The following is a 17,005-nucleotide window of genomic DNA, read 5'->3' on the forward strand; positions in this document are numbered from 1 at the left end:
CAACCGCTCGTGCCCCTCCCGGAACACCGTCGCCGACACCTCGACCGTCTCCCCCACCACCGCCTTGGCAGGCCACCGCCCACACCCCACCACCGGCGCCACATCGAGGATCGGGATGCGACCGAGCTCGGCCTCCAGCTTCACCTGCATGTGCCCGCTTCCGCTCGTCGGCGCCGTCCCCGGCTTCGGTCGCAGACATCCATGCCCCGTCCGCAACCTCCCGCCGCCTCCGCCGCTGCAAGATCATGTAAAGAGATCACCCGCGGCGGCCATGTCCCGCGCGCCCTATGTCCTTGAGGCGCGGATTGGTCGATTCAGGCTGGTTCGGCCAGTCCGCCGACGCCGTCAGTGGCGCGCGGCGAGGGCCTCGCGGGCGGTCGCGACGTCCGGGGCGATGGCGACGCGGCGCTGCAGCCCGGCGACGTCCGACACCCGGCGGACGATGCCGCGCGGCGGCAGCACCACCCACATCGGCACGCCGAGCTCGGTCGCCCGCATCTGCGAGCGCGTGATCACGTTCAGGCCGTTGGAGTCGCAGAACGTGCAGCCGGTCAGGTCGAGGATCAGGGCCGGGGCGCCGGAGTCGAGGAGCCGTACGGCCTGTTCGAGGACCGCCTCGCCGTTGCTCAGGTCGACCTCGTCCGGGAACGTCAGCGTCCCGCAGGTCGACGTGATCTCCACTCGCGCCACGCCCAGATCCATGGTCAGCCCCAAAACCGGTTCCTTAACCTCGAAGAGCACTGGGGGTTTCTCCCTGCGACTGTAAGCCGTGATCCTGGGAGGAACCTGAAAGGAACGGTCAAGTCTGGGACGTCGATCACCCAGCTCACCGGCCTCCCGGCGGGGTGCTTTGTCGCCGCAAACGCCTATATTTCCACCCGCAGCTGCTAGGTTCCGGGAACAGCCGGGGCAGCGTGGCCGGGGGAGGCGGAATGAGCTCGGACCCAGTCGTCATCGACGGCGGCGACCGCTCCTGCGTGCGCCTCCTCCTGGAACTGCGCGGGCACATCGCGGGCCTCGCGCCCGGCACGGTCATCCACCTGATCGCGAGCGACCCGGCCGCGCCCATCGACCTCCCCGCGTGGTGCCACCTGACCGGCCACGCCTACCTCGGCCCGGTGGACGGCGCGGAGCCGCCCACCTACGCGCTCCAGGTGTCGGCGGACGCGCGTCCGACCTCGGCCGAGTCGCCGTGGCGCCCGCGCTGAGCGGCACGCCGCCGCGGTAGGGCTCGGCTACCGCCGCGCCGACCGCTCGGACGCGGCCCGCACCGCCTCGGCCATGACCGTGTCGCCCTGCGCGCGGTACGCCGCCACGACGGCGTCCCGGTCGGCCTCCGGACGGTTCTGGCTCATCTTCGACTTCGCCTCGATGCGGGTGATGACGAGTTCGAGACCCACGATGGCGCGCAACTGCCCGGCGATGAACGAGGACGGGGCGTCGTCCACCGACCAGGACGGCGTCCGGCCGTTCTCGTGCAGCTCGGTGAGGCGGCGGACCATGGACTCCACCCACGCGGGATCGTCGTGGACGACGAGGTGCCCGTACACGTGCGCGGTGAGGTAGTTCCAGGTCGGCACGGCACGGCCGTGCTCCGCCTTGGACGGGTACCACGACGGCGACACATAGGCATCGGGGCCGTGCACGATGAGCAGCGACTCGCCCGACCCGGGCTCCCGCCACTGGTCGTTGTTGCGCGCCACGTGCGCCAGCATCGCGCCGTGCTCGCCCACGGACGGGTCGTACAGGACGGGCAGGAACGTCGCCACCGGTCCGCGGGAGGTGACGGTGACGAGATCGGCCGCGCCGCACCCGGCCAGCAGCTCCTTGACCTCCGTGTCGTCGGCGGAGAAATGTGCCGGTACATACATGGTCGTGACACTACTCGACGATCTTTCGTCGGAGCCGCGTGCGAAGCTGGGCGGGTGAGCGCCGAAGAGGAGCGGGACGGGGTCCGCCTGACGAACCTCGACCAGCCCCTGTTCGCAGGGGCGGACGCCACCAAGCGAGACCTCGTCGACTACCTGGACGCCGTCGCCGACCGCGTCCTCCCGCAGTTGGCCGACCGCCCGCTGTCGGTGAAGCGCGTGCTGCGCGGCCAGAAGCCGTTCATGCAGAAGAACGTCCCGAAGTACGCGCCGTCCTGGGTGGAGACGGTGACGGTGTGGGCGGAGACGTCGCAGCGCGAGGTGTCCTACGCGGTGTGCGGCGACCGCCGGACCCTGCTGTGGTTCGCGAACCAGCGCGCCGTCGAGTACCACCCGCCGCTCGTCCGCGCGGGCGCCTGGGGGACGCCCACCCACCTCGTCATGGACATCGACCCTCCCGAGTCCGGCGGGTTCGACGTCGTGGTCCGCGCCGCCCATCTGGTGCGGCGCGCGCTCGACGACTGCGGCCTGTCCGGCGCGGTGAAGACGAGCGGTGCGAAGGGGGTGCACGTGTTCGTCCCGCTGGAGGCGCGTCCCGCCGCCGACGTGGCCGCCGCGACCCGGGCGCTCGCCGCCCGCGCCGAGCGCCTCGACCCGGCGCTCGCCACGACGGCCTTCATCCGCGAGGACCGCGCCGGGAAGGTGTTCCTCGACTCGACGCGTGCCGCCGGGGCGACCGTCGTCGCCGCCTACAGCCCGCGCATCCGGCCGGGCACGCCGGTGTCGTTCCCCGTCCCCTGGGACGGGCTCGACGGTGTCGCGCCGTCCGACTTCACCGTCCGGAACGCCGCCGCGCTCGTCGCCGACCGCGATCCGTGGGCCGAGCTGATGCCCGAGCCGCAGCGCCTTCCCGACGACCTCGTCGCGGAGGGGCACACGATCCCGATCGCCCGCGTCCAGGCCATGCACGAGGGCAAACGCCGGGCCCGTGCCCGCCGCGACGCCTCGTCCTAGGCGGGCCGCCGGAAATCGTCGCGTGGTTCGCGATGAGTTTCGCGGGGACGCCCGGTCTGTTCTGGTGAAACGGCACCCGACAGCGGGAGGTAACGATGACCAGCGAGCGACTCACCACGTGCCTGTGGTTCGACGGCCAGGCCGAGGAGGCGGCGAACCACTACGCCTCGATCTTCAAGGACGCGAAGGTCGGCGACGTCACGCGCGTCGGTCCGGGCATGCACGGCGAGCCGGGCTCCGTGCTCGCGGTCGAGTTCGAGATCAACGGGCAGAAGTTCGTCGGCCTGAACGGCGGCCCCCACTTCACGTTCAACGAGGCGGTCTCGTTCCAGATCCACTGCGCCGACCAGGACGAGGTCGACTACTACTGGGACCGCCTCACCGAGGGCGGCGAGGAGTCCGAGTGCGGCTGGCTGAAGGACAAGTACGGCGTGTCATGGCAGGTCATCCCGTCCGTGCTGTTCGAGCTGATAAGCGACCCCGACCCGGCGAAGGCGGAGCGCGCCACCAAGGAGATGCTCTCCACCCACGGCAAGCTCGACATCGCCCGGCTCCGCGCGGCCCACGCGGGCTGACGCGACGCCCGCGCGGGCCCGGGGCCGGGGCCCGCGCCGGCCTGGGCGGAGGGCTCCGCGTCAGCGGGGCGCATCGTCCGAGGTGTAGGCGGGCAGCGGGAGGCGCCGGTCGAGCAGGAAGGCCCGGAGGAGATCGGTGTAGACGGCGGGCTGGTCGCCCGCGATGGCGTGACCGGCGCCCTTGATCATGACCAGCGTCGAGCCGGGGAGCGTCCGGCGGTAGTCGCGGGTCGCCGCCCATGCCACGTAGTCGCACTCGCCGCGCATGATCAGCGCCGGTACCCGGACCCGCCGCAGCGCTGGACGAGGGTCCGGCACGTCCTCGAAGTCCCTGCTGGTGACCTGGTTGACGTAGAAGCCCTGCCGGTTCTCGTGGGGCGTTCGCGGCGGCGCGCCGGGGCACGAGGAGACGTCCTTCAGCACGAGGCCGAGTTCGTGGAAGCGCTCGTCCGCCTCGCGGTCGCCGACCAGGGCGTGCGCGGCGTTGGGGTTGACGCCGAGGAGGAGCGCGGCGGCGAGCAGTCGCGGGGACGACGTCAGCTCGTCGTACCGCTTCTTCTGCGCCGGACCGAGCCGCGTCGAGGGATCGGCGTCGCCGTCCGGGAGGGCGGGCAGCCACAGCCCGCCGGGGGAGGTGAAGGCCACCTTGGCGACGTGGCCGGGATGGGCGGCGAGGTACTGGGCGGCGAGGGAGCCGCCCCAGGACTGCCCGACGATGATGATCTTGTCCGCGCCGATGGCGGTGCGGATCGCGTCGAGGTCGGCGACGTGGCGCGCCACCGTGTACCCGGTCACGTCGGACAGCCGCGTGGACCGTCCGGCGCCGACCTGGTCGTAGGCGTACACGTCGAAGCCGCTCGCGGTGAGCGCGGCGCTCGCCGTCGGAAGCCCTTCGCCGGGGGTTCCTGGCCCTCCGTGCAGGAACACCACGGGCGTCGGCCTGGGCTTACCGGTGGCCGGGGCATGGACGTAGGCGATCCGCGAACCGGTCGGCAGGTTCCAGAACCGCACGCCCGCGGGAGGCGCGGCGGTCGGGGCGAGGGACCCGGGCCGGAAGACGGTCAGCGACGCGATCCCGGCCACGGCGGCGGTGAGAGCCGCGCCGAGGAGCAGCGCCGCGCCCCGCCTGCGCCGCACCCCGAGCAGCGCGAACGCCGGAAGCCCGAGCAGGAGCCCGGAGCCGGCGACGACCAGCAGCCCGACGACCGCGAGCAGCGGGATGTCGGCGGTGACGGCCGCGAGGCCGAAGAACCCCGCGACACCGGCGAGCGGGGCCGCCACCGCGGCGGCGAGGAGCAGGAGGGCGCCGGACACCCGGCGCAGCACGGTACGTGACATGCGCGCCACGCTAGAAGCGGGAAACGCGCGGATCGCGGTACCGCAGACCCAATTGCCGGAGCCCGGATCCCCGCGCTTCGGGGGGCTCCACCCCGCCGTCCGGCGGATGCGGGGCGGCCCCGGCGCGCGTCAGCGGATGCCGGGACGGACGAGGCCGCTCTCGTACGCGAAGATCGTCGCCTGCACCCGGTCGCGGACGCCGAGCTTCCCGAGCACGGCCGCGACGTGGTCCTTCACCGTCGCCGCGCTGATGCCCAGCTCGGCGGCCACCTCCACGTTGGTCAGGCCGCGCGCCACCTGGCGGAGCACCTCCGTCTCGCGGGGGGTGAGCGCCGCGAGCCGCTCGGCCTCGGCCGGGCCGGGACCGCCCGCGAAACGGCCGATCAGCCGCCCGGTCACCGCCGGGTCGAGCAGCGCGTCGCCGCGCGCCGCGAGCCGCACGGCGTCGATCACCCGCTCCGGGTCGGCGTCCTTCAGCAGGAACCCCGCCGCGCCCGCGCGCAGGGCGGCGAACACGTACTCGTCGAGGTCGAACGTCGTCAGCACGACCACGCGGGTGCCGGGGACGTCGGCGGTGATCGTGGTCGTCGCGGCGAGGCCCCCGGCACCGGGCATGCGGATGTCCATGAGCGCGACGTCGGGACGTTGCGAGGCGACGAGCGACACGGCCGTCTCGGTGTCGCCCGCCTGCCCGACCACGGTCATGTCGGGCTCCGCGCCGACCATGGCGGCGATCCCCGCGCGGACCACGGCCTGGTCGTCGGCGATAACCACGCGGATCATGCGGTCACCGGCCCGGTCACCGGCCCGGTCATCGTGCCGGGCCCGGCCGGGAGGCCCGCACCGGTCGTCTCGATCAAGGGCGGGACACCTCCGGCAGCCATCCCCGTGCCGCGCCGTCGTCGGCGATCGTCAGCGTACCGCCGCAGGCGTCCGTCAGCGCGCGCAGCCGCCGCTCCGCCGCGGCGCCGCCCGGCGCCCGCCCGGACACGGCGACGCCCCGTCCGGAGAACGCGACCGTGACCGCGTCTCCGCCTGCGAGCAGCTCCCGCGCCACCTGGTAGGCCGCGACCTCGAGGGCGGGCGGCAGCGGCCTGCGCTCCCCGGCGAACCGGACGGCGGCGCCGCGCCTGCCCGCCAGGGCGGCGATGCCGTCGACGGTCGGGGGCGGGTCGCCGCCGTCGTCCCGCGCCCGCAGGTCGGCCAGGAGTTCGCGGAGCGCGGCCAGCCCCGCCTTCGCCTCGGCGAGGACGCCGTCGAGGCGGCCCGCGTCGGCCTCGTCGGCCGCGTTCCGCGTGTGCCGCCGCGCGGTCCGGCGCAGCCCGTCGGCCACCCGCCGCCGCTCGGCGGCGGCCGCTGCCGAGACCTCCCGGTCGAGCCGGGCGCGGTCCCGCGCGGCGGCGGCCTCCCGCCGCCTCCGGCGGGCGGCGGTGTGCGCGCCGAGCGCCCAGACGGCGAAGCAGGGGATCGCGAGCGCCGCCGCGAGGACCGCCCAGGCGGCCACGCGGTTCCCGGTGATGCCGTCGCCACTGGCGAGGACCGCCCCGCCCACCGCCGCGACGGCCAGGGGAGCGGGCCAGGTCCGGCCGCCCGGACGGAAGGCGGCGACCGCGTAGACGAGCGCCAGATCGACCCACCAGTACCAGAGGAACCCGTCGCTGAGGGGCGGGCCCGGCCAGCCGGCAAGGTCGAGCCCCAGCCACACCAGGAGCGTCGCGAGCGCGATGATCAGCGCGCCGCGCGGGGCCCGCCTCCGCCACCAGAACGGGAACGCGCGGGCGGCGAAGAGCAGTGCCAGCGCCGTGCCGACGACGGGTGACGAGAAAGGATCGGGGTCGTCTCCCGGCGGCAGCGCGGCGCCGAGGGACAGCGCGACCGCCAGCACGACCAGCACCGCGTCCAGCGCCGCGGGTCCGCGCCAGCCGCCCGGCCCGTTCAGGAACGCCGCGAGCGGCCGGTCGCCGCGGTGCTCCGGGACGCTCCCCGGCGCGGCGACGAGGGGGAACTCGGCGCGGACCGTCCAGCCGGCGCCGTCCGGGCCCGCCGAGAACGAGCCGCCGAGGGCTCGCGTGGCGGAGCGGAGCCCGGCCAGGCCGTGCCCTGTGCCGAGGCCGGGCGCGGCTGGAGGGCCGCCCATGTCGGTGACCGTGACGGTGAGGCTCGTGGCGGTCCCCTCGACCCGGACGCGGCGGGCGCCCGAGGCGTACCGGACGGCGTTCGTGAGGGCCTCGCGCACCACCCTGTGGGCCGCCCCGACGACGTCCGGCGGCGCGGCGGCGGCCGTGCGCCGGTAGTCGACGGACGGGTGCTCGGCGACCAGCGCGTCGATGTCGTCGAGGGTGACGGTCCCGGCGGCCTCGATGAGGCGGTCCAGCTCCGCCACCGCCTGCCGGGCCGCGCCCGCGGCATGGCGGGTCGCCTCCGCCGCCAGCTCCGGATCGGCGAGCCGGGTCGCCGCCCCGGCCGACACCACGATCCCGGTGAGCCGGTGCGCGGCCACGTCGTGGAGTTCGGCCGTCAGCCGCTCGCGCTCGGCGTCGGCCGCGAACCTCGGCGCGGCGGGCGCCCCGGCCCGGTAGGCGGCGAGCGCCGACCGGCCCGCCCGCCCGCGCCGCCGCGACCTCCCGAGGACCCAGAGCATCGCCGTGCCGCCCGCCGCGAGGAGCCCCGCACCCGCCACCGTCCGCGGGGCCGCGCCCGCGACGGCGACGGCCCCGGCGACGGACAGCGACGTCGCGGCGGCCCCGGCGGCGGCGAGCCCGGCCGTCCGGTGCACGGCGAGCGAGTGCAGCGCGATCACCAGGGCGACCGGCCATCCGACGGCGGCTCCGCCGCCGCACGCGGCGAGGAGCGCCGCCGCCAGCGCGCTGCCGAGGGCCCAGCCGGGCGCGATCCGGCGCGCCGCGAGCGCTCCGGCGGCGAGGCCGGTGCCGAGCGCCGTGACCAGGGCCGTCGCGGCCCCGCCGGGCAGGCCCGGAGAGCCGAGGGCGAGGACCCGCCCGAGGGCGGACGACGCGCCGGGGACCGTCCAGACGAGCGCCTGCGCGACGACGACGGCGGCGGCCGGGAGCAGGTCTCGCGGGCCGGGCGTCGGCGCGGGGGCGGGCTCGGCGACGACAGAGCTCCGCCGTGGCCTCTTCACGTTTCGCACCCTACTTGCGGCGTCGGGCAGCCCGAGCCCCCGGCGGCGGGGCACCGCCTGCGCGGCGGTGCCCCGCGCGGTCAGCCCGTGCCCGCGTCCGCCGTCCCGGCGGAGACACGGGCGGAGGCGCGGACGGACGCGAGGCCGGGCGGCGCGGCGGCCAGCGCCTCCTGGATGGCCGCGACCAGCGCCAGCGCCCCCTCCTCGGTCAGCTCGACCGCGACCCGCGCGGACGGCCCGTCGCCCGGATTGGTGAAGTCGATGTTCACCGTGTGCTCATGGCAGGCGTGGAAGGGATGGTCGACGTAGACGGCGCCGTCGGTCAGCGTGAACCAGCCGTTCGCGCCCTTGGCCGCGCCGTCCAGCGCCACCTTGATCGTCTGATAGGTGCACATGGGGGTGTCTCCTCTCAGGCGCTCAGGTGGCGGCCGTAGAAGGCGAAGATCTTCTCCCAGCCGTCCTTGGCGGCGGCGGGGCGGAACGCGGTCCGCTCGACCGCGAAGAAGGCGTGCCCGGCGCCCGGATAGGTGTGGAACTCGTGCTCCTTGCCGAGCCGGGTCAGCTCCGCGTCGAGCGCCGCGACCTCGTCGGGTGCGGGGTTGCGGTCGTCCTCGCCGAACAGTCCGAGCAGCGGGCACGACAGGTCGGGGGCCTTGGCGACGATCGAGCGGGCGGCGGTCGGGTAGTCGCTCGGCGGGTCGTTGACGACGAACGCGCCGTAGCAGTCGACGGCGGCGTCCAGGGCGAGGGAGCACGCGGCGAGGAACGCCTGCCGTCCGCCCGAGCAGTGCCCGATCACCCCGACCTTGCCGTTGGCGTGGTCGAGCGAGTTCAGGTGGGCGACGGCCCCGGCGACGTCGCCGACGAGCTGGTCGTCGGGGACGCCGCCCTTCGCGCGGGCGGCGGCGGCCTGGTCGTCCGGGCTGACGCCCGCGCCCTCCCGCGAGTACAGGTTCGGGCAGATCGCCGCGTAGCCGTGCGCGGCGAACGTCCGGACGAACTCCTTGGTCCCGGCGTCGTAGCCGGGCATGTGGTGGATCACGACCACGCCGCCGCGCGGGACGTCGCTCAGCGGCCGCGCGAGGTACGCCTCAAGCTGGGCGCCCTCGTGCCCGGCGGTCGTGACGGTTCCGGCCCAAATCGCATCGTTCATGATCCCCGCTCTACCGCGCGGGGCTCAGGCGTTCAACGTTCCCGCGCCGAGAAGTGCGAACAGGAGAAGCCCGACGGCGATCCGGTAGACGACGAACGAGGTGAAGGTGTGCCGCGCGACGAACCGCAGCAGCCAGGCGATCGACGCGTACGCGACGACGAACGACACCACGGTGCCGACGATCAGCGGCGCCGTGCCCGCCCCGGAGCCGAGCGCGCTCGGCAGCTCGTAGATCCCGGCGCCGGTCAGCGCGGGGATGCCGAGGAAGAACGACAGCCGCGTCGCGGCGACCCGGTCGAGGCCGAGCAGCAGCCCGGTCGACATCGTCGCGCCGGACCGGGAGAACCCGGGGAACAGCATCGCGAGGATCTGCGAGCAGCCGATCAGCATCGCGTCGGTGAAGGACGTGTCGTCCTCGCCGCGCTTGTGCTTGCCGTACCGGTCGGCGAGCCACATCACGACGCTGCCGGCGATCAGCGACCCGGCCACCACCCACAGGGACGCGAGCGGGCCGTGGATGAGGCCGTCGGCGGCGACCCCGACGACCACGACCGGAATCGTGGCGAAGATGACCCACCAGCCGAACTTGTAGTCGTGGTGGTAGCGCTCGGACGGGTTGACGATCCCGCGTCCCCACGCCTTCACGATCCGGACGATGTCGGTGAAGAAGTACACCAGCACGGCGGCGATCGCCCCGGACTGGATGACGGCGGTGAAGCCGATGACGGACTCGTCCTTCACCGGGATGTCCATCAGACCCTCGGCGATTTTCAGATGCCCGGTCGAGGAGATCGGGAGGAACTCGGTCAGGCCCTCCACGATCCCCAGGACCACGGCCTGCCCGATGTTGATCACGCTCACGACCCGATTCCCCTCCCGGCCTGCGCCCGCTGCCCGGCGAGCCTACTGCCCACCGGGACGTGCGCGACGCGTCGCCGGGAACATCTTCACAGTTCATTAACCCGGGGCGCGGCGACATCGACGCGGGCACGCGGCGTCCCGGCCGGACGCTCCGTCTCGGCGGCGTCCGCCCGGGTGGCGCGGACCTCGGTGAGGAACACGGCGCGGACCTCGGTGAGGGTCTCGTCGGGCACCTCGTCGGGCAGCGCGTCAGTCGGCCGCGGCCGCCGCCACCTCCCGTCTGACCTGGTCGAACTCGGCGGACATCGCGTCCGCCAGGGCCTTGGCCGCCGACAGCGGCCGGACCATGACGGTGAGGTCGTCGATCAGGCCGGCGTCGTTCGTCCGGATGAAGTCGCAGCCGGTGATGGTGAGGTCGCCGACCTTCGCCTTGAACAGGAGCGCGTGGTCGTGGTCGTCGGGAGCGCCGATCTCGCGGAAGTAGCGGAGGTCGGTGAAGACCCGCAGCACCGCGCGCAGGATCGCCACCGTGATCGGTTTGCCGGGATAGGGCTTGAAGGCCACCGGGCTGGTGAACACGACGTCGTCGGCCAGGAGCGCCTCGATCGCCCGCTGGTCGCCGGCTTCGGCGGCCGCTCGGAAGGGATGCATGCGTACGCCTTGTAGTCAGATCCTTGACTATCCAACACCAAGAATATTGACAGAAGGGACGGCCGCGCGCCACCCACCGGCGGTGCGGCCGTTCCCCGGAGGCGCCTGACGGGTCAGAGGGAATGGATCAGCCCCTGGTAGGCGGCGAACGCCTCGCGGACCGCGTCGGCGCTCGCGCCGATGTCGCGGGCCAGCGCCGACACCCGGGCCGGGCCGTCGTCGGGCGTCGGGCGGTCGAGGTGCGGGCGGCACAGCTCGCGCAGCTCCTGGTCGGTGTCCTCGTGCCGCAGGAAGCCATCGAGGAACTGGTCGGCGCAGGCGAACAGGGCCCGGACGGCGGCGAGCGACTCGGCCTCCAACGCGGTGACGAGGCGTTCGACGACGTCGTCCACGACGCCGGTGAGGGTGTCGGCGAGCCACCGCGTCGTCTCCTCCGCGCTCTGCCCGGCGGGGATCAGCTCCTGCGCGGACGCCGCCGACAGCCCGCGCGGCCCGCCGCCGCCCGGCCGCCGGATCGGGATCCGCGCGCCGACGCTGACGTTGCCCGGCATCCAGAGCGGGAGCGGCACCTCCATCTCGACGTTGATGTCCGCGATCGTGTCCCGACGGGACGCGGCGGCCGGGCCGGGCGGGGACGCGGGCGCCCCTCCGGGCGCGGACGGCGGGTCCTCGACGTCGATGCCCACCACGATCGGCTGGACGATCCGCAGGAAAAGGCTCTGGTCGCCGTATCCGACGCTCAGCTCCGACAGGTCGCGGACGGGCGTCGCCAGCCCCGGCAGCCCCTGCTCGCGGAGCGCCTCGGCGAACGCGCCGAGCGTGTGGTCGGCGGGCGCCGCGCCCTCGGGCAGGTGCGCCCACAGCGCGGTGGAGATCGCCCGCTGCAGCTCGGCGATGGCGGCGGACAGCGAGGAGTCCACGACGCGGCGGAACGTCCCGGCGACGAAGTGCCGGGCGCGGATGAACTCCTCCTCGACGGTCTTGCGGGGCAGCAGGAGGATGTCGTTGCGGACGCGGGCGCGCCACTCGTCGTGCCCGCCGCCGCCGAACCCGTCCGCGAGCCATTCGCGCACCTCGGCGGCGGCGCTCTGGACGGCGGCGTCGAGCTCCGCGCTGCGCCGCCCCTCCCGGATCAGCGCCAGGTAGTGGTCGCGGATCTGGGCGAGGTCCCCGGCGAGCCGCCGCCGGAGGTCCTTGACCAGCTCGGCGAGCCGCTGGCCGTCGCTGACGAGGTGCCCGCGCGCCCGCCGGACGCCCGCGGCGAGCCGTTCGGCGGCCTCGTCGGCGTCCCGGCCGGCCTGCCCGGTCGTCTCCCGCGCGTCCTGGAGGGCGGCGCGGTCCATGGCGGCGAGCTTGTCGGCGAGGTGCGCGAGGACGGGGTGCAGCACCCGCTCCCGCACCTGGTCCCGCTCGATCAGGTCGCCCTTGAGGACGCGGATGCCCTGCGGGCGCACCGCGTCCTCGGCCTCGGCGACGGCCTTGGCGAAGCCGTCGTCGTCCAGGTCGGGCCGGATCCTGTCCCGGTTCAGCAGGACGAACATGAAGTCGCCGAGCGGCACCCCGGCGCGGGCCTCGTGCGCGAGGTCCTGGAGGTCGCTGTCGGCGGCGGCGAACATCACGTTGATCCGGGCCGGCCGCTTCACCTGGATGAGCAGGTCGACGTCGTTGCGCAGGTCGAACAGGAACTGGCGGGCGACGTCGAGGCCCCGCTCCTGCGTGCCGGGCAGGTCGATCAGCGCGAGGTCGCGGACCGGGGTGTTCGGGAACGGGTAGAAGATCCGCACGTCCCGGACGGCGAGGTAGCGGCGCTCGGCGTTCGGCGGCGCCGGGTTCGGCGGGTAGGAGACGTAGGCGGGGACGTCCTGGAGCCCGATCCGCAGCACGTCGCGCGTCCCGAACAGCGGCCGGTAGTGGGGCAGCGCCGTCTGCGCCTCGCGGAGCCGCTTGAGGTGCTCCTGGTTGGACGGCAGGTCCCGGCCGGTCGCGCGGGCCGGTCCGGCGAACTCGTCCCAGGTCGGGTAGCGGAACGCGGCGAACTCGTCCAGCGTGCCCGGGACGGGCAGGCCGAGCGACTCGTGCCGGGGCCGCAGGTACACCTCCCTGAACTCCTCGAACGAGCGCAGGACGACCTCGGCGCGGGGCGACGGCGAGTTGTAGATGCGGCTGCGCGCGGCGGTGGTCGGCAGCAGGTCGTCGGACGTCGGGAGGACGTCCGCGCCGAGGTCGGACAGCCCGGAGATGGTGCGCAGCAGCGTGCTCTTCCCGGCCTGCGTCTGGCCGATCACGCCGATGTTGAGCGTCGGCCGCGCGGCCCGGCTGCGGACGGCGCGCACCCGCTCCGCCGCCTCCGCCAGCCCGGCCTGCACGCGGCGCGCGTTGCCGCCGTCGAGGAACGCGCGCAGGGCGGCGGTCAGCTCCGTGCCGGGCTCGCCGCCGTGCCGCACGCCCGCGGCCTCGACCTGGGCGTGCTCGGCCAGGGCGACGAGCGCGCCGAACCGGTCGGACAGCGCCTGCCACGCCTCGAAGAGCCGTTCGGCCCGGTCGCGCTGGCCGTGCCGCGCGGCGAGCGCCGCCGCGATCTTGGTCTGGATCTCCCGGCCGTCCACTTCCGCCCCTGCCTCCCCGGCCCGCCGCCACGTCTCCGGACGCGCGTCAGCCGTGTTTCCAGATCGTCACGGTGACGTCCAGGATCTTCTTCCGCTCGGCGTCGACGCGGACGAACGCGAGCCGTCCGGACGCCCCGGTCCGCAGGCAGACGCCGAGGCCCGCGACCTTTCCGGTCTTTCCGGCCGGGAGCGCGGCGCCGTTCTCCCGCAGCCGGTCGCCGCATGCCCGCTCGGACGGCGCGGTCGCGGTCGGCAGCGTCGCGGCCACCGTCTTCGGGGCGGCGGTCAGCCTGCCGCCGTCGTAGCGGAGCGCGCCGTTCAGGTCGGCGGGCAGCCCGGCGCCGACCGCCAGGCCGTGTCCGGGCTGGACGGTCGCGGCGCCGGTCAGCGGCACGGTCTTCGGCTCGTCGTCCCCTCCGGAGAGCACGAGCGCCATCAGCGCGACCGTGCCGAGGAGGACCGCGCCGCCCGCCGCGAGCGCCAGCGCCGCGACCGGCGGTCCCGCCGCCGGGGACCGCCCCGGCGGCGCGTGCGCCGGCCCCGGCGGCATGCGCGGCGGCGGACCCGGCGGACCCGGCGGCGCCGGAGCGAACGGCCGCGCCGCCTGACGGGCCGCAGGCGGTGAGAAGGCCGGCGCGTGCCGCGCGTCCGCCGGGACGCGCAGCACGCCGAGGTGGGTCACGGCGTCCCCGCGCGCCCGATCGGCCGAGGGCCAGCCGAGCACGATGGTCACCGGGGCCGTGCCGGCGCCCGCGCCGTCCCACAGGGCCGCCCACCCCTCCGGCGGGACGAACCGGGCGCCGCCCACCGGCCCCGTCGCCCGCCGGACCGGCTCCGGCCACGGCGCCGCCTCCGCCGCGGCCCGCCGTGGACGCCGGAGCGTGCTCGCGGGCGCCGTCCAGACGGGTTCCATCCACCGCGCGTAGACGGCTCCCGCCCACGCGCGGTACTCCCGCTCGAACCGCGCCCACTCCGGCCCAGGCGCCCCGCCGCCCGGCCCGGTCTCCGTCAGCCAGCCGACGAAGCAGTACATCTCCCGGACGCCGTCCGAGCGCATGGTGTTGCTCAGCTCGGACGCCCGGCACGCCACCCCGACGATCCGGTGGACGCCGTTCTGCGCGAAGAGGAAGCGGGCGCCGTCGCGCAGGCCCGCCCCGTCGGCCACCGCCGCCTGGACGACGCCGTCCAGCCAGCCGTGCTGGTCCACGCCCTCGGGGACGACGCGCCACCAGGTGTCCGCGCTGCGCGTCCGCCCGTAGAGGACCGGGGCCCAGTCCGCGGTCACGCGTCCCGCCGCCGGGCCCGGCGGCGGGACCGCGGGCCGCCGGAACGGCTCAGCCACGGCCGACCCCCGCCCACGTCGCGAGCCGCCCGCCGTCGTAGATCATCAGGTGCCTGAGCATCGGGACGAGCGCCTCCGCCTCCGCCGCGCAGTGCCCGCGCCAGTGGCCCGCGCTCGCCTGCTGCTCGTCCAGGGCGCGCAGCGCGCCGATGAGCCGGTCCCGCCGGGCCGCGAGCGACCGCGACCCGCCGGGCGGCAGCGTCCGCAGCTCGCCGTCGACCGCGGCGCGCTCCGCCGCGAGCGCCTTCAGCCGCTCGCCGAGCGAGTCCCGCTCCTGCCGGTAGAAGTGCGCGAGCGTGAACATCACCGGCAGGTGGACGCTGTCCGGCGCGACGCTGTCCGGCCGCACCGCCCCGGACGCGACGCTCTCCAGCGGCCCGACGCTCACCGGGCAGACCGCCGTGCACACCCGCCGCTGGAACGCCACCGGCAGCAGGCTCCGGATCTCGGCGACGAGGTCCTCCAGCCGCCGCGACGCGCCCGGCAGGTTCCACTCGATCAGGTCGGCCTTCGTGATCAGGATCGTGATGGCCGGGAGCGGCCGCCCGGCGGCGGTGCGCCCGGTCAGCGTGTCGGTGAGGACGCTGGACATCCGCTGGAGCAGCGAGTCCCGGGACACCGCCTCCCGCTGGTTCGGCGCGATCGGCTTGCGGAAGTGCTCGCCGTCGACGACGAGGAACACGCCGTGCGCGAGCGACACCTGGCGGAGCATGTCGGCCGCGTCCGGCGACCCGTCGGGGCCGACGAAGCTCGCGAGGGCGCCGCCGCGGAAGTCCGTCCAGTGGAGGTTGGCGAGCCGCTTCATGTCCCGCGAGTAGACGAAGACGTGCTGCCGGGGCGCGGCGCCGGTCTGCTCGGGCGGCCGGCCGGACTCGCCGAGGTCCCGCCAGCCGTCCGAGAGCTCCACGTCGCGGTTGCTGTCCACCTCGTGCAGGGTGCAGGTGTTCACGCCGCGCGACATCGTGGCGTAGAGGGCCAGCAGGTACGTCGACTTGCCGGACCCCGACGCGCCGAGCACCGACGTCATCACCTGATGCAGCATCCGCGTTCGCCCCCATGCTCGCGCCCCGTACGCCCCGTTCGCGTCCCGGCCGCGCGGATTTCCCGGAAGAATTGATCATCTTTTCCGGGCGCCGTCCGAGATGCGTCCTCCGACATTAGGGATAACGGGGTGGGAAACCAATCCCAGACATCTGGGGGGTGCCATAGGATCCCGTTCATGGGACGGCGGCATTCACGGGAAGACCCCCCGCGCCTTGTGCGCGATCTCAAACGCGATTTACTCCCCGATATCGGAGCGCTCGCCGTCGTCGACCGCACCGCCCGCGCATTGCTGGACGCCGTTCCGGCGGACGTGTGGTGCGGCGTGCTCCTCGACCCGTCCACGCTCCTCGACACGGGCGGGCAGCACGAGTCGGGCTTTCCGCAGGAGGTCATGCCGCGGCTGTTCGAGATCGAGCACGGCGAGCAGGACGACGTCGACAACCTGCGGGCGCTCGCGGGCAGGCCGGGGCCGGTGAGCCTGCTCAGCGAGTCCACGCGCGGGCGGCTCGACGACAGCAAGTACTACCGCGACATCCTGCGCCCGCTCGGCCTCGCCGACGAGCTGCGGGTCCTGCTCCGCGACGCCGGCCGCACCTGGGGCCTGCTCGTGTTCTGCCGGGAGGCGGGCTCGCCGCCGTTCGGGGCGGACGACCTCGCCGCGGCCGCCGCGCTGAGCCCGCCGGCGTCGACCGTCCTGCGCCGGTCGCTGCTGCTGTCCGGCATCGACCGGGGCGACGTGCCGGACGCGCCCGGCCTGATCATGCTCGACGGCCGGCTGGCCGTCCGGTCGATGACGCCGACGGCGCGGCTGTGGCTCGACCGGCTGCAGGAGAGCCGTCCCGCGCACGGCGGCTGCCCGTACGTGGTGTCGGCGGTCGCGGCCCGCGCGGGCAACGAGGGCGCGGGGGCCGTCCGGGCGCACGCCCCGGACCGGTCGGGCGGCTGGGTGTCGCTGCAGGCCTGGACGGTGGAGAAGGCCGCCGAGTCGCTCGTCGCGGTGTCGATCGGGCCGCCCGAGCCGCGCGAGCTGACCGCGATCGTCCTCGCCGCCTACGGGCTGACCCGGCGCGAACGCGAGATCACTCAGCAACTGCTGCTGGGACGTTCCAACAAGGAGATCGCCGCGCATTTCGGCCTCTCCCTATATACCGTCCAGGACCATCTCGGCGCCATCTTCGAAAAGGCCGGAGTCGGCAACGGGCGAGAACTGATCGCGGACCTGTTCTTCCGCCATTACCTTCCGGAACTCTCCCGGCCCGCGCCGCCTTTGTCGACGGACGGGCGGCTGCTCCGCCCGCCCGCCCCCGACCCCGCCTGAGCGCGCCCGCGCCGGGTTTGGGCGGCCGCGCCCCGGGTACCCGGCGTTCGTCGGCGGCCGATGATCATGCGCCGCCGCGGACGGGGGGAACGG

Annotated in this window: 18 protein-coding genes; 4 read left to right on the forward strand and 14 right to left on the reverse strand. The window is 74.9% G+C overall.

Features of this window, described 5'->3' with window-relative positions:
• A partial coding sequence (locus FXF68_RS32855) for a maltotransferase domain-containing protein (RefSeq protein WP_148766209.1) occupies window positions 1–150 on the reverse strand: 150 nt, incomplete at its 3' end.
• Between the two features lie 195 nt (window positions 151–345).
• Window positions 346–741 carry an STAS domain-containing protein gene (locus tag FXF68_RS32860; RefSeq protein WP_148766212.1) on the reverse strand — a complete coding sequence of 132 codons (396 nt, stop codon included), beginning with the start codon at window positions 739–741 and terminating at the stop codon, window positions 346–348.
• Between the two features lie 191 nt (window positions 742–932).
• Here FXF68_RS32860 and FXF68_RS32865 point away from each other — a divergent pair, with 191 nt between their 5' ends.
• Entirely contained in the window at window positions 933–1,208 is a 276-nt protein-coding gene (locus FXF68_RS32865) for a sulfurtransferase TusA family protein (protein ID WP_148766214.1), read from the forward strand.
• A gap of 27 nt (window positions 1,209–1,235) precedes the next feature.
• Here FXF68_RS32865 and FXF68_RS32870 read toward each other — a convergent pair whose 3' ends face one another.
• Window positions 1,236–1,871, reverse strand: coding sequence for an FMN-binding negative transcriptional regulator (locus FXF68_RS32870; RefSeq protein WP_148766216.1), 636 nt, complete (start codon window positions 1,869–1,871; stop codon window positions 1,236–1,238).
• Window positions 1,872–1,925: 54 nt separating this feature from the next.
• Here FXF68_RS32870 and FXF68_RS32875 point away from each other — a divergent pair, with 54 nt between their 5' ends.
• Complete coding sequence (locus FXF68_RS32875; RefSeq protein WP_148766218.1) at window positions 1,926–2,882, forward strand: DNA polymerase domain-containing protein; 957 nt, start codon at window positions 1,926–1,928, stop codon at window positions 2,880–2,882.
• A gap of 95 nt (window positions 2,883–2,977) precedes the next feature.
• A complete protein-coding gene (locus FXF68_RS32880) occupies window positions 2,978–3,457 on the forward strand; it encodes a VOC family protein (protein WP_148766220.1) in 480 nt (159 codons plus the stop codon).
• A 60-nt stretch (window positions 3,458–3,517) separates the two neighbouring features.
• On the opposite strand, the gene FXF68_RS32885 is transcribed toward FXF68_RS32880, so the two are convergent.
• The 11 genes from FXF68_RS32885 to FXF68_RS32930 form a co-directional block, all read right to left on the reverse strand.
• Window positions 3,518–4,795: an alpha/beta fold hydrolase gene (locus FXF68_RS32885; protein WP_148766222.1), complete on the reverse strand. Its 1,278-nt coding sequence runs from the start codon at window positions 4,793–4,795 to the stop codon at window positions 3,518–3,520.
• 129 nt (window positions 4,796–4,924) lie between these two features.
• The gene (locus FXF68_RS32890) at window positions 4,925–5,578 is read right to left on the reverse strand and encodes a response regulator (protein WP_148766224.1); all 654 of its coding nucleotides are present in this window, start codon (window positions 5,576–5,578) and stop codon (window positions 4,925–4,927) included.
• Between the two features lie 73 nt (window positions 5,579–5,651).
• Window positions 5,652–7,937: a sensor histidine kinase gene (locus tag FXF68_RS32895; RefSeq protein ID WP_148766226.1), complete on the reverse strand. Its 2,286-nt coding sequence runs from the start codon at window positions 7,935–7,937 to the stop codon at window positions 5,652–5,654.
• A gap of 80 nt (window positions 7,938–8,017) precedes the next feature.
• Window positions 8,018–8,332 carry a DUF6295 family protein gene (locus FXF68_RS32900; RefSeq protein ID WP_148766228.1) on the reverse strand — a complete coding sequence of 105 codons (315 nt, stop codon included), beginning with the start codon at window positions 8,330–8,332 and terminating at the stop codon, window positions 8,018–8,020.
• Window positions 8,333–8,346: 14 nt separating this feature from the next.
• On the reverse strand, window positions 8,347–9,090 hold the full coding sequence (locus FXF68_RS32905) for a dienelactone hydrolase family protein (protein ID WP_148766230.1): 744 nt from the start codon (window positions 9,088–9,090) through the stop codon (window positions 8,347–8,349).
• Between the two features lie 24 nt (window positions 9,091–9,114).
• The gene (locus FXF68_RS32910) at window positions 9,115–9,951 is read right to left on the reverse strand and encodes an undecaprenyl-diphosphate phosphatase (protein WP_148766232.1); all 837 of its coding nucleotides are present in this window, start codon (window positions 9,949–9,951) and stop codon (window positions 9,115–9,117) included.
• Window positions 9,952–10,037: 86 nt separating this feature from the next.
• Entirely contained in the window at window positions 10,038–10,184 is a 147-nt protein-coding gene (locus tag FXF68_RS42710) for a hypothetical protein (protein ID WP_187438215.1), read from the reverse strand.
• A gap of 16 nt (window positions 10,185–10,200) precedes the next feature.
• Window positions 10,201–10,602, reverse strand: a complete 402-nt coding sequence (locus FXF68_RS32915) for a nuclear transport factor 2-like protein (protein WP_148766234.1) — start codon at window positions 10,600–10,602, stop codon at window positions 10,201–10,203.
• 113 nt (window positions 10,603–10,715) lie between these two features.
• Window positions 10,716–13,208 carry a P-loop NTPase family protein gene (locus FXF68_RS32920; protein ID WP_148766236.1) on the reverse strand — a complete coding sequence of 831 codons (2,493 nt, stop codon included), beginning with the start codon at window positions 13,206–13,208 and terminating at the stop codon, window positions 10,716–10,718.
• Window positions 13,209–13,254: 46 nt separating this feature from the next.
• On the reverse strand, window positions 13,255–14,550 hold the full coding sequence (locus FXF68_RS32925; RefSeq protein WP_148766238.1) for a hypothetical protein: 1,296 nt from the start codon (window positions 14,548–14,550) through the stop codon (window positions 13,255–13,257).
• Window positions 14,543–15,592 (reverse strand): TRAFAC clade GTPase domain-containing protein, encoded by a 1,050-nt coding sequence (locus tag FXF68_RS32930; RefSeq protein WP_148766240.1) that lies wholly within the window; start codon window positions 15,590–15,592, stop codon window positions 14,543–14,545. Before FXF68_RS32930 ends, FXF68_RS32925 begins: the two co-directional genes overlap by 8 nt.
• Window positions 15,593–15,808: 216 nt before the next feature.
• On the opposite strand from FXF68_RS32930, the gene FXF68_RS32935 reads away from it, so the two are divergent.
• A complete protein-coding gene (locus FXF68_RS32935) occupies window positions 15,809–16,912 on the forward strand; it encodes a helix-turn-helix transcriptional regulator (RefSeq protein WP_187438216.1) in 1,104 nt (367 codons plus the stop codon).
• Window positions 16,913–17,005 lie beyond the last annotated feature (93 nt).

It is taken from the genome of Actinomadura decatromicini, from assembly GCF_008121305.1.
GTDB classification, from domain to species: Bacteria; Actinomycetota; Actinomycetes; order Streptosporangiales; family Streptosporangiaceae; genus Spirillospora; species Spirillospora syzygii.